Genomic DNA, 11,580 nt, shown 5'->3' with positions numbered 1-11,580 from the left:
TTGAAGCAGACAAAGGCCAGGTGGTGGTCTGCAATAAAAAAGTGAATAATGCGATCATTGAGAATCGAAACAAGATTATCAAGTGTATCAAGAACAACGCCAATGGCTACACCAACTGGTCTCGCTTCCGCAATCGCGTAATGTATGTACTCGACCCAAACGCTACATTCAGCCTGGAACCAAGGGAGAAATGATCATGGATGCACAAGACATTATTGAATTGATTGAATACTTCAGAAATCTTCAAGACAATGAAATGAAATTTGAAATTGAAGAACTACGAGGATACATTGACATAAGATTCGAAGAATTATATGACAAGTTAACTGGATACATTGATTTCAATCATTCAAATCACCCATTATAAAAGAGCAGAGATATTGAAATCTCTGCTCCCTAGTTAATAATCCTTTAAACACACATAGGGTTTTCGGCCCTACAATTTTTGAAGCCAACTTTTAGTCGACCCTATCTAATTGCGGATTACCTTTTCTTATTTATACTTTTTCAACATTTCTAACTTAAGATTCAATAACTTTTCACTTAAGTCTACATAATATTCTTGTGGATATACAAAACGTTTGATTTCATCCCAAATTGTAGCTAGTTCTTTTTCACTATATGCACGAATTTCTTCTAGGCTTGGAAGATCATATACTAGCTTACCATCTTTAAAAATTGGCACTAACATATCGCGTACTGTATATGTATTGGCAGGAATCACTTTGTATTTCCAACGTGACATTGGATGATAGATTGTTAGATCTTGCGTTGTATCGATCACTTCATCTTCTAATGTCAATAAATCGGCAATAGCCATACCTGTTTCTTTGTCCATGATACGATTTAAATTCTTCATACCTGGATTTGTCACTTTTTCAACATTGTCACTAATTTTGATTTTTGGAATCATATGACCATCTTTTTCAAGTGCCACCATTTTATAAACACCACCAAATACTGGCGAATTTTTTGAACAAATCAAGTTTTCACCAACCCCAAACGAATCAATTTTAGCGCCTTGTTGATGAATCAAAGATTCAATGACGTACTCATCTAATGAATTGGATACAACAATCTTACAATCTTTCATTCCTGCTTCATCTAACATCTTACGAACTTTTTTAGAAAGATATGCCATATCTCCACTATCAATACGAACACCTTTTAAACGGTATCCATTGGGTTCTAAATAATCCTTAGCTACTTTAATGGCATTCACAATACCTGATTTTAAAGTAGAATATGTATCAATCAATAAAGTACATGCGTTTGGATATGTTTTGGCATAATACATAAATGCATTATATTCGGTATCAAAGCTTTGAATAAATGAGTGCGCCATTGTACCAAGTACAGGTACACCAAACTCTTTTCCTGAATACGTAGTGGCACTTCCCGCACAACCTGCAATATAAGCTGCTCTAGCTCCTAGAATGGCTGCATCAAAGTTATGAGCTCGGCGTGCACCAAATTCCATAACCGCTCTACCTTCGCTGGCTTGCACAATACGACATGATTTTGTCGCAATCAAAGTCTGGTGATTGATAGCCAAAAGTAATGCCGTTTCTACAAGTTGAGCTTCAATAATCGGTGCTTTTACACGAACCAATGGTTCATGAGGAAATACAGGTGTTCCTTCTGGAATCGCATAAATATCTCCAGTAAAACGAATCGTTGATAGATATTCTAGAAAATCTTCACTAAATTGGTTTAATGAGCGCAAATAATCAATATCTTCTTTTTCAAAATGCAAATTCGAAACATAATCCACAACTTGTTCTAAACCTGCAAATACACAATATCCCCCGTCATCCGGATTTTTACGATAGAATAAGTCAAATACGACTTCTTTGTCTTTATTATCATTAAAATAACATTGACTCATTGTCAGTTCATAAAAGTCCATGACTAAACTTAAATTTCGCTTATCTTTCATTTTATAATCTTTACTCCCTTACTTCAGAAACAACTTGAATACCATTCGTTTCCATCATTCTGAATGCGACATCATTAAAGAATGTAGCTTCATGTACTTCTGGTATATGATAGGTTTCTGTACAGTTTTCAACCACAACAATACGATATTCATTCATATTGTGTTCATTGAACCAAGTATTTAAACTTAACACAAAATGAAGCACACAAAGATCTGTACAACAGCCCGTCACAATTATATCACGATAATACTTCAAATCTGAATTTAGAAACTCTTCAAATTCTGGTGCCATAAATGTATTCGTACTGTTCTTTTTAATTACGTGTTTCACAAATGGCTTTAAAGAATCTACTACTTCAGCTTCTTCACTGCCAATTACACAATGCGTTGGAAACGAATTGAATTCACGCGTCTTTGGTGGATGAGAATCACATACAAAGACATTGTTGCAGTCTAAGCTTGTTAATAGATTTTCAATATTCTTTTCCACATTGCCAATGACTTCATCATGTAAAGGTCCCATATTCACAAAGCCTTTGATCATATCCACCACAAATACTACGGGATCATTTAATTCATTTTTTTTAATGGATTTATAATTATTTTTTTCTAAACGTGCCATATATACCTCTAAACGAAAATAAGAGTTCTACGCAGAACTCTTATTCTTCAACTTCTTTGTTTGTTTTAAATTCCTTTAATTTTTCTTCAAGCATTGATTTGAATTCTGGATTTGTCTTAATGTAAGCTTTGGCAGCCTCTTTACCCTGACCAATTTTTTCTCCTTCATAACTGAACCATGCCCCTGCTTTTTTTACAATATTGGCATCAACACATAAATCTAATAGTTCACTAATGTAAGAAATTCCTTCGCCATACATAATTTCTAATACGGCAGACTTAAATGGAGGTGCTACCTTATTCTTAACAATTTTAACTTTTACTTTGTTTCCAACAATATCTGTACCATTTTTAATGGCATCCGCCTTACGAATATCCACACGAACAGAAGAGTAGAATTTTAATGCACGACCACCCGGAGTTGTTTCTGGATTTCCATAAATAACTCCTACTTTTTCACGAAGCTGGTTGATAAAAATAGCTGTACAATCATTTTGGTTCATTGCTCCGGCAAGCTTACGCATTGCCTTTGACATCATACGAGCTTGTAATCCAACTTGATTATCTCCCATTTCACCATCTAATTCAGCTTGTGGAACTAAAGCTGCAACACTATCCACGACAACCAAATCAACAGCTCCACTTTCAACAAGCATCAACATAATGTCTAAACCTTGTTCCCCAGAATCTGGCTGAGACAAAATTAATTCATCAATGTTAACACCTAAATTTTTCGCATATACTGGATCGATTGCGTTTTCCGCATCAATAAAGGCTGCACGACCACCCTTTTTTTGAACTTCTGCAACGGCATGTAAAGCAAGTGTTGTTTTACCACTTGATTCTGGACCAAAGATTTCAATAATTCTTCCCTTTGGATATCCACCGATACCTAAAGCATCATCCAATAATAAACTTCCAGAAGGAATGGGTTCAATATCTACGGCTGCTCTATCACCTAATTTCATGACAGAACCTTTACCATATTCCCTTTCGATTTCTGTTAGTACATCACTTAAAAGTTTATCTTTATTTGTTTCTACTTTTTCTTTTGGCATATATTCTCCTTTTGAATTGTTTGTATCAATATATCTATCATCTGGCAAACAACATGTTCTCTTACATCATTTCTAGATAGACCTGTACATTGAAAACCATATACACGAACCGCTTTTTTAGAAGCAATAGCGCAATAGACTCTTCCTGCTGGTTTTTCTTCCCAAGCACTCGGACCTGCGTTGCCTGTAAAAGACACACAATAATCCACATTCATAATTTCTCTTGTGTTTTTGGCCATGGCATAGGCGCACTCTTCACTAATTACACCATAATTTTGAATTAAGTTCACATCCACATGAGCTAATACACTTTTCATTGGTGTAAAATAAGTCACTAAACCACCTTTTAAAATAGAACTTGCCCCAGGGATTGAAGCAATCGTACTCGTAAATAGGCCAGCCGTTAGACTTTCACAGCTAGAAATAGTCAAATGATTTTCTGTACATAAAGAAACAAGTTGTTTTGCCTCAGTCATTACATAGTCTCCAAAACATATTTTTTCAATTGGTTGAAATAAATCCATCCACTATATAAAGAAGCCACTGTTGCTGCCCATAGCAATATTTGGTCCATACAAATACCCATATAGACAAACGGCCAATCTTTCAATAACAAGAATACAAGTGCAAACATTTGTAGTACTGTCTTTAGTTTTCCAAAAATACCTGCACTTACAACTTCACCAGAATTAGCTGCGCTCATTCGTAAGCCATCAACAATCAAGTCTCTTGCGATCATAAGTAATACCGCAATCACATTGGCTTGATGAAAATAAGCCATCAAGATCAAAACTGTGTTCACTAACATCTTATCTGCGATAGGATCCGCAAATTTTCCAAAAGAAGTAATCCAATTGTTCTTTCTTGCTAACATTCCATCAAAGAAATCTGTAATACTCGCAACCGCAAAAATCACAAATGCGATCACATCACGTAGTGCAAGACCACTTGCTTCATCTATAACACCAATAGTCGGGTCCATACATAAATATACAGCCACAACAACAGGTACCAATAAAATTCTAATAATTGTTAGTCTGTTCGGTATATTCATCTTGGCCATAAGTTACATCCTCCCCTTGTGCATATAGATTTTCATCTGTGTAACCATAATCATAATCGTAACCATAGTCACTATCCTCATATTCAGTTTCATATTCTTCAACAGGTTTTTGGTATCCCTTACCAATTTGTAGTGTGATAACGGCAGGCTCCCCCTGCTTCCAACCCTCTTTATCAAAAGAAATTTCTTTTCCATCAATAGAAATACTGTTATCTGAATATGTCTCAATACTAATTTCAAAAGTACAATCATCGGATAATTCTAAGCTCTGATTGAATGTGCCAGTATATACTTTTGAAGTGTCATTGATTGTTTCATCATTCTTTTTCAAAGTAATTTTTGTCTTTGTCGGTAACGTAATACTTAAATCCAATGTTTTTACATCCGATTGAATATTCGAAAGCTGATATGCGTTGGTTTCATCGCTAATTTTATCAACAACTAAAGCCTGAGCCTCTTTAGCTTTTTTACGCTGATTTGCGAGTTTATTTGTCTCCTGTTCTTTTTTAGACAATTGCTCTTCACGAAGCTCTTGCTGCGTTGCTAGTTTTTGATTTGAAATCGAACGCAATCCCACATTGATCAAGGATAAAACTCCTAATCCAATGATTCCAATCAGGACAAGCATTTTGATGATCTTCGTCTGGTTTGCGTTCAATGAAGAACTTGTTCTACTGACATGTTTTTGAAACCATCCTAAAGATGCTTTTTTCTTTTTCTTAGTCGTCTTTTTTGTCTTTTGAACACTCGCCATTTGTTCAACCATACGTCTTTGTGCCATAGTTAAAGCCATGTCTCTTTGATGCGCAAATTCATTGACATCCACATCAACTTCATCTGAAATGGCCTGCCAATTTACGCCAATCGCATCCGAATAGGCATGCACAAAATAGCGAACGAAAGATAGGTCATCGGAGAAAACATCAAGGTTGTGTTCTTCGATTGCTTGTATATATTGAGGCGCTAAACGCGTCTGATTTGAAACATCCTGAATGGAAAGTTTTAGATTTGTTCGACGTTCTTTTAAGATGTGATAATAAGCCACTAAAACTCCTCCCTTTGAAGTTTATTATAACAAATTCAAAACAAGAATACCACGATGTGCTATAATTATTTACGAAAGGATGAATGAAATGTCACAACTTAATTTTTCAATTGGAACATTTTCTCAATGCATGAGTTTCTCTCCACAAAATATTAAAATCGATAATTTTGAAGACTACACACTCTATTGTATTGACTGTGAAAATGTTCAACAATTTGACACAAACACACTAAAAGCCACAAGTCCTAGCGTCTTCTTTTTCTTTGGAAACTTTGAAAAAATAGGGCAAAAGTGCTGGCAACAAATCTTTGCGATTGCCCAGGATTTCCCAAATTCTTATTGTTTCAATACACACCAAAGCCAAAAGAATTTTGCGGACATCTATTGCGCTACTTTACTTGGACAAATTGTTGCCAATATAGTCCCTAAAAAAATTCTTCTTGTCACAAATGATCAAGGATTTCAAGGTATTAAGCAAGCCTTGTTGTTCCAAGGAAAAGACATCGACATTGAAATCTTACAGACAAGAGACCCGTTCTTGTTGCCTTTAAAGGAAGAAACGCCTAAGTCTCAACCAAAACAGACACAAAAACAAAAGAAACAAACAAATACCTCAAAGCCAAATGAAGCACGCGATGAAGAGGTAATAGAAGCATTAAAGAAATATCCAAAAATCAATACCCGCTATGCATCTATTGATGATTTAAGTAAGTATTTAATGCCCATCTTAGCGAACAAACAAAAGAAGTGTAAACTTTCCAAATGGATTGAGAGTGACTACGCAAAAAAAGTTGGGCGCTATAAAAAAGATTCGAAAGGAAAATATTATAAATTAAAATGATAAAAACAATATATTTAGCTGGAGGCTGCTTTTGGGGTGTGCAGCACTATTTCGATCAATTTGATGGTATTCTAAAGACGACCGTTGGCTATGCAAATGGAAATAGTGAAAACCCGAAATATAAAGATGTGAATGCAGGACTTACAGGTCATGCAGAAACATTAGAAATCCAATATGATGACAACGTGATTTCACTTTCTAAGATTTTAGACTTATACTTTGACATTATTAATCCAGTATCCGTCAATCAACAAGGTGAAGATATTGGCATTTCCTATCGTACAGGCATTTATTATTTGGGTGAGACCGATTTAAAAACAATCCAAACGAAATACAATGAAATTCAAGAGAAATATGATTTAGCACTAGCGGTCGAAGTTGAACCATTAAGAAACTTTTTTAACGCAGAAGAATACCATCAAAAATACTTGGATAAAAATCCAGGTGCCTATTGTCACATTCCTGCATCAAAATTTAAGAAGGGACTTTAATTAGCCCCTTCTTTTATTGTGCATCCCGCAACATATCCTGTTGTCCAGGCAATCTGTAAATTGTATCCTCCTGTCTGTGCATCCAAATCCAATACTTCACCCACAAACTTTAAGCCTTTAATTTTCTTAGATTCCATTGTCTGAGGCTGAATCTGATTTGTCTTGATTCCACCCACAGTAATCATAGCCTGATCAAATCCGGCAAAACTAGACACTTCAAAATCTAAACATTTCAATAATTCACTAATACTTCTTCTTTGTGCTTTCGTTGTTTCATTGGCTTTTAAAGAATCATCAACATTTAAACGATCCATGATATATTGTACCAATCTCTTAGGAATCATCATTTCAAGTATGTGATTCAATTGTTTATTTGAAGAACGATTCATTCTTTCTAGTAAAAATGCATCCACTTCATCAATTGATTTATCTGGAATTAAATCAAATATGATTTTGTCAGGTTTTTTATTAATCACATAGCTTGACATGGCCAAAATACCTGGTCCGCTAAAACCTTCATGAGTAAACAAAATGTCTCCCAAATGTTTATATAAAACTTTTTTATCTTTCTTTGCTTGAATACCCACATTCTGCAAAGAAAGACCTGCTAAATCAAAGATTTCTTTTGTTCGTAAAGAAACCAATCCAGGATATAAATCACTGACTTTGATATCTAATGTATGAGCCCATTTATATCCATCGCCACTACTTCCAGTCGACACAAAAGACTTTCCACCTGTCGCAACAATCACTACATCGAACGAATACAAACCTTTATCTGTTTTGATTCCAACAACTTTATCATCTTCAACCATTAAATCTGTACATGCTTCATCCATATGTAGAATCACATTATTTTTGCGTAATAATTCCACAAACAATAAAACAACATCCTGACTTGAATTCGAACCAGGAAACATACGCCCATGATCTTCTTCAACGGTAGGTAAACCATTGGATTTTAAAAATTGAATCATATCCAAATTAGAGAATTGTGAGAAAGGACTATATAGAAATTTTTCATTATGCACAATATGCTTGAAAAATTCATCCTTTGAACAACTGTTTGTAACGTTACAACGTCCATGTCCTGTAAGTTGCAACTTCTTTCCTAATTGTTTATTTTTCTCAAACAACTCCACTTGGTGACCGACTAAGCTTGCGGTATAGGCAGCCATCAATCCAGATGGTCCTCCACCAATTACGCATACTTTTAACATAAAATCCCACTTTCTTCTAAATAGATAGCTAATCCATCATGCTCATTATCCTGTTTTGTGATGGCATCAGCACAAGCCTTTGTATCATCCGTACCATTGATCATACAAACACCACATCCTGCTACTTTTAACATATCATTATCGTTAGATGTATCTCCAAAAGCCATGACATCCTTTAAATTTATATTATTCAATTCGCATATTTTCTGTAAACCATATCCCTTATTGATTCTTTTATCGCAAAATTCCAATAATGTTGTTTGCGTTTTAAAACCATGATAATAAGGATTTGGATGTTCTTTTACCCAAGCTTCCGCCTTAGGCATATCTTCTTCTTTCATACGAAACATGATTTTTGCGTTTTCATGTGCATAGAAATCTTCTAATTTTACAACTTCCAATTCTTTATGAGATGTCGAAGCTGAATGAATCATCCAATCATCAATATGAACACAACGAATCTTTCCATCCCAATATATCATTGGATTGCATTCAACAACATTCATGATTTCCATGGTTTCTTTTAACCATTCCTTTTTCATCATAAAATAGCTATAGAATTTTTGATGTACGCCATCCCATAATTCTGCACCATTCATGCCCATCACAAAATCAAAATCAAACGGCAAGTCCCAATAAACTTTATTTCGTTTTAGTTCATCCACAGGGCGTCCTGAGGCAATCCCAAAATAAACACCTTTTTCATGAAGCTTGATCAAAGCTTCTTTTGTCCTCTGTGTTAATTCTTTCTTTTCATTGACTAATGTGGCATCAATGTCACAAATCACTAATTTTGTTGTCACTTTAAATCCTCCAATTCATAAGTAAATCCTTCGCCATCAACTTCATGAACACTATTCACAATAATAAAGGCTCTTGGATCTAACTGCATAATTTCATGTTCTAAATTGCTGTAAATTTTTTGTGAAATTACAATCATCAATACTGGTTTAGATTCATTTGTATATCCACCCTTACCTTCTAAAATTGTAACACCACGCTCCATATTGTTTAATACATGGTTTTTAATTTCAAACCATTTATCTGAAATAACCATACAATTGATTGCCGTACTTGAACCAATCAAAATTGTTTTATCAATCGCAAATCCCGATGTAAATACAGAAAGGACTCCAATCAAGGCTGGTTCTACACCATATGTAGACATTCCCAACAATACAGTCAGAGCATCAATGATCATGACTGAATTTCCTGAAGAAATATGGGTATACTTATGAATCAACAAGGCTGGAATATCCATACCTCCAGTACTTGCGTTTACTCTAAAGCATAAACCTAAACCGATTCCCGAAATCAACCCACAATAAATACTTGCCAACATGGGTTGCATGACAAATGTGTCTTTGGGAAATAAAGTTGTCACATATGTTAGTAATGAGACAAAAAATGAATAACTAAATGTTGAAATCAATGATTTCAATGCAAACGCCTTCCCCAAAAAAATTGCGCCAACAATATAGAGTCCGATCATCAATATGTTGATTAGCCATACGGATGGTATAAATGGCAATAAAGGTTTTAATGCCACGGCGACACCAGCTACGCCTCCGGTTAATGTATTATTTGGTAAAACAAAAAAAGCAACTGATATTGCTACCATAAAGTTCCCTAATAAAACAACCAATACATCTTTTACATAATTTGTTTTTTTCATAAAAGTCTCCCCAAACACCATCTATATTTTATCAAAAAAGAAGGCTTTATGAAACAAAAGAAAAAAGCTGGATTGCCCAGCTTATCTTTACAACATCTCTTTTGCGGTTTGCGTAATCAAATCAAATAATTCAATCACTTCTGGTTGTTTTTCATAACCAATCTTATCAAACAACTGATCTACGATTCCTAAAATTTTTTCATGTTGAGCTTTATAAATCTGAATCATTGAATCATTTAATGTAATATAGATTTTACGAGTATCCTGTTCACTACGAATACGCGTAATCAAATCCTTTTTTTCCATGCTTGTAAGCGTACGATTCATCTGCGATTTTTGCATACGCATATAGTTACATAAATCCGTTGCCGTTACATTTTCATCTTGATTTTGATATAAATAACGACAAATCATCGATTCATTATAAGGTAAATCTGAAGTGATTCTCTCATTATTGATGACAGTCGTCATTTGAAGCCATGCTTCTAATACTTGTTCATTCTTTTTCATAACCTTATTCTAGCACAGAAATTGTGTATTTCGCATTATAATTTTGATTCACACAAATCGTTACCTTTTTGTTCTTTAAATCATATACACAAGACCATTGTGTCTTTGAGATTTTTCCCTGCTTATTCTTATGTGCATCCTGCGAACAATCGGATAAAAGCTGCATAGCCTCGGTATTTGATAACACTCCATTTGTGGAGCTTAATTTTTCATCAATAATTTGGTAGCGGTCTTGGCCAAAATTAAATTCTGCATCTGGATTTGTAAGCAAGAAATTCGTAGCACACTGATAATTCTTGTCTGGATATACTACTTTCATTTCATCATCCACATATTCAACAACAACACTCTTTCCGGATGCATCACAAATTTGGAAATGGTAACAACTATTGGCACTTGAATGCATGTCATAAGAAGATAATAATGCTAATGCTTCATCAACATTTTTTGCCTTATCTAACATCATTCGAATGGCTGTTGTCGTTGTGATATCTACCTTTTTGGTATTCTGATTTGTTGGAGTTGTATCAATCAATAATACCCCTACCGCAAGACCTTTTTCATTCATTCCATCGAGTGGTGCATAAGGTGCTGCCAAAGTTACCAATGAATCCTTTAATGTATCTGGTAAATGTTTTTCATTATATCCTACAAATCCTAAATTCACCATTGAAACAGAAGCATACCCATTTTTAGGCTTTGTCTTTACCAATACACTTGGCGAATAATCCATATCAAAGTTGCGTCCAAATAGATATCCTGAATCTTTATTTTGTGCAATAAATGTAGAACAACCTAAATCTGGAATCTTAATACTTAATGGTAACCCCTTCATTACATGATTCACCACAAATTCGACAAGCTCTTTATCATTGTTTGCACCTTTTTCTAAAAACTCATCCAATCCATAATCCGCACTATAATCCATTGTATACATTGGATAAGCATCAATTTTTTTTAATGATTTTAATGAGCTATATTCATTATGAAACAGACAAACAATTCCTATTCCACAAATCAATAATAAACATAATATAGTAATTCCTATTTTCTTTAATAATTTCATACATACTCCTTTAGTTCATTCAGTGAACTATTAAAGTATACAATATTAGTT

General features: G+C 34.4%; 15 protein-coding genes. 4 read left to right on the top strand and 11 right to left on the bottom strand.

From position 1 onward, the window contains the following. The coding region (locus H8911_RS06885; protein WP_186999121.1) for a transposase at positions 1 to 194 on the top strand (194 nt) is incomplete at its 5' end. A gap of 2 nt (positions 195 to 196) precedes the next feature. After that, the gene (locus H8911_RS06880; protein ID WP_186999120.1) at positions 197 to 367 is read left to right on the top strand and encodes a hypothetical protein; all 171 of its coding nucleotides are present in this window, start codon (positions 197 to 199) and stop codon (positions 365 to 367) included. Positions 368 to 493: 126 nt separating this feature from the next. Here H8911_RS06880 and H8911_RS06875 read toward each other — a convergent pair whose 3' ends face one another. Genes H8911_RS06875 through H8911_RS06850 form a run of 6 tightly spaced genes read right to left on the bottom strand, consistent with a single transcriptional unit; the run spans position 494 to position 5,726 of the window. After that, positions 494 to 1,939: a nicotinate phosphoribosyltransferase gene (locus H8911_RS06875; protein WP_186999119.1), complete on the bottom strand. Its 1,446-nt coding sequence runs from the start codon at positions 1,937 to 1,939 to the stop codon at positions 494 to 496. A gap of 10 nt (positions 1,940 to 1,949) precedes the next feature. Next, positions 1,950 to 2,561: a cysteine hydrolase family protein gene (locus H8911_RS06870; RefSeq protein WP_186999118.1), complete on the bottom strand. Its 612-nt coding sequence runs from the start codon at positions 2,559 to 2,561 to the stop codon at positions 1,950 to 1,952. A 40-nt stretch (positions 2,562 to 2,601) separates the two neighbouring features. Beyond that, on the bottom strand, positions 2,602 to 3,618 hold the full coding sequence (gene recA / locus H8911_RS06865) for a recombinase RecA (RefSeq protein ID WP_117924162.1): 1,017 nt from the start codon (positions 3,616 to 3,618) through the stop codon (positions 2,602 to 2,604). Next, positions 3,600 to 4,094, bottom strand: coding sequence for a CinA family protein (locus H8911_RS06860; protein WP_117924160.1), 495 nt, complete (start codon positions 4,092 to 4,094; stop codon positions 3,600 to 3,602). Before H8911_RS06860 ends, recA begins: the two co-directional genes overlap by 19 nt. Then, positions 4,094 to 4,681, bottom strand: coding sequence for a CDP-diacylglycerol--glycerol-3-phosphate 3-phosphatidyltransferase (gene pgsA, locus H8911_RS06855; RefSeq protein WP_439649311.1), 588 nt, complete (start codon positions 4,679 to 4,681; stop codon positions 4,094 to 4,096). Before pgsA ends, H8911_RS06860 begins: the two co-directional genes overlap by 1 nt. After that, positions 4,641 to 5,726, bottom strand: coding sequence for a helix-turn-helix domain-containing protein (locus H8911_RS06850; protein WP_186999117.1), 1,086 nt, complete (start codon positions 5,724 to 5,726; stop codon positions 4,641 to 4,643). Before H8911_RS06850 ends, pgsA begins: the two co-directional genes overlap by 41 nt. Before the next feature lie 88 nt (positions 5,727 to 5,814). Here H8911_RS06850 and H8911_RS06845 point away from each other — a divergent pair, with 88 nt between their 5' ends. Together H8911_RS06845 and msrA are read left to right on the top strand one after the other, a co-directional pair. Then, positions 5,815 to 6,567, top strand: a complete 753-nt coding sequence (locus tag H8911_RS06845; protein ID WP_117924156.1) for a hypothetical protein — start codon at positions 5,815 to 5,817, stop codon at positions 6,565 to 6,567. Further along, a complete protein-coding gene (gene msrA, locus H8911_RS06840; RefSeq protein ID WP_186999116.1) occupies positions 6,564 to 7,058 on the top strand; it encodes a peptide-methionine (S)-S-oxide reductase MsrA in 495 nt (164 codons plus the stop codon). The genes H8911_RS06845 and msrA overlap by 4 nt, the downstream gene beginning before the upstream one ends. Here msrA and H8911_RS06835 read toward each other — a convergent pair. The 5 genes from H8911_RS06835 to H8911_RS06815 all read right to left on the bottom strand — a co-directional run bounded on the left by H8911_RS06835 (position 7,055) and on the right by H8911_RS06815 (position 11,529). Beyond that, positions 7,055 to 8,278 (bottom strand): BaiN/RdsA family NAD(P)/FAD-dependent oxidoreductase, encoded by a 1,224-nt coding sequence (locus H8911_RS06835; RefSeq protein WP_186999115.1) that lies wholly within the window; start codon positions 8,276 to 8,278, stop codon positions 7,055 to 7,057. The two genes, msrA and H8911_RS06835, sit on opposite strands and share 4 nt — an antisense overlap. Continuing rightward, positions 8,272 to 9,081, bottom strand: coding sequence for a Cof-type HAD-IIB family hydrolase (locus H8911_RS06830; RefSeq protein WP_117924150.1), 810 nt, complete (start codon positions 9,079 to 9,081; stop codon positions 8,272 to 8,274). Before H8911_RS06830 ends, H8911_RS06835 begins: the two co-directional genes overlap by 7 nt. Continuing rightward, complete coding sequence (locus tag H8911_RS06825; RefSeq protein WP_255466309.1) at positions 9,078 to 9,953, bottom strand: YitT family protein; 876 nt, start codon at positions 9,951 to 9,953, stop codon at positions 9,078 to 9,080. Before H8911_RS06825 ends, H8911_RS06830 begins: the two co-directional genes overlap by 4 nt. Positions 9,954 to 10,040: 87 nt before the next feature. After that, positions 10,041 to 10,463, bottom strand: a complete 423-nt coding sequence (locus H8911_RS06820) for a MarR family winged helix-turn-helix transcriptional regulator (RefSeq protein ID WP_117924146.1) — start codon at positions 10,461 to 10,463, stop codon at positions 10,041 to 10,043. Between the two features lie 4 nt (positions 10,464 to 10,467). Then, positions 10,468 to 11,529 carry a carcinine hydrolase/isopenicillin-N N-acyltransferase family protein gene (locus H8911_RS06815; RefSeq protein WP_117924144.1) on the bottom strand — a complete coding sequence of 354 codons (1,062 nt, stop codon included), beginning with the start codon at positions 11,527 to 11,529 and terminating at the stop codon, positions 10,468 to 10,470. Positions 11,530 to 11,580: the final 51 nt, after the last annotated feature.

The sequence above is a fragment of the Holdemanella hominis genome (assembly GCF_014306155.1).
Classification (GTDB): Bacteria; Bacillota_I; Bacilli_A; order Erysipelotrichales; family Erysipelotrichaceae; genus Holdemanella; species Holdemanella hominis.
The sequence above is the reverse complement of the archived record's forward strand: the minus strand, read 5'-3'. Positions and strand labels throughout refer to the sequence as shown.

Excerpts from the sequence above, each read along its gene's own strand:
- H8911_RS06845 (WP_117924156.1), top strand. The coding sequence starts at position 5,815 with ATGTCACAACTTAATTTTTCAATTGGAACATTTTCTCAATGCATGAGT.
- H8911_RS06835 (WP_186999115.1), bottom strand. The coding sequence starts at position 8,278 with ATGTTAAAAGTATGCGTAATTGGTGGAGGACCATCTGGATTGATGGCT.
- H8911_RS06880 (WP_186999120.1), top strand. The coding sequence starts at position 197 with ATGGATGCACAAGACATTATTGAATTGATTGAATACTTCAGAAATCTT.
- H8911_RS06870 (WP_186999118.1), bottom strand. The coding sequence starts at position 2,561 with ATGGCACGTTTAGAAAAAAATAATTATAAATCCATTAAAAAAAATGAA.
- H8911_RS06820 (WP_117924146.1), bottom strand. The coding sequence starts at position 10,463 with ATGAAAAAGAATGAACAAGTATTAGAAGCATGGCTTCAAATGACGACT.
- recA (WP_117924162.1), bottom strand. The coding sequence starts at position 3,618 with ATGCCAAAAGAAAAAGTAGAAACAAATAAAGATAAACTTTTAAGTGAT.
- H8911_RS06815 (WP_117924144.1), bottom strand. The coding sequence starts at position 11,529 with ATGAAATTATTAAAGAAAATAGGAATTACTATATTATGTTTATTATTG.
- H8911_RS06860 (WP_117924160.1), bottom strand. The coding sequence starts at position 4,094 with ATGACTGAGGCAAAACAACTTGTTTCTTTATGTACAGAAAATCATTTG.
- H8911_RS06825 (WP_255466309.1), bottom strand. The coding sequence starts at position 9,953 with ATGAAAAAAACAAATTATGTAAAAGATGTATTGGTTGTTTTATTAGGG.
- H8911_RS06875 (WP_186999119.1), bottom strand. The coding sequence starts at position 1,939 with ATGAAAGATAAGCGAAATTTAAGTTTAGTCATGGACTTTTATGAACTG.
- pgsA (WP_439649311.1), bottom strand. The coding sequence starts at position 4,681 with ATGGCCAAGATGAATATACCGAACAGACTAACAATTATTAGAATTTTA.
- msrA (WP_186999116.1), top strand. The coding sequence starts at position 6,564 with ATGATAAAAACAATATATTTAGCTGGAGGCTGCTTTTGGGGTGTGCAG.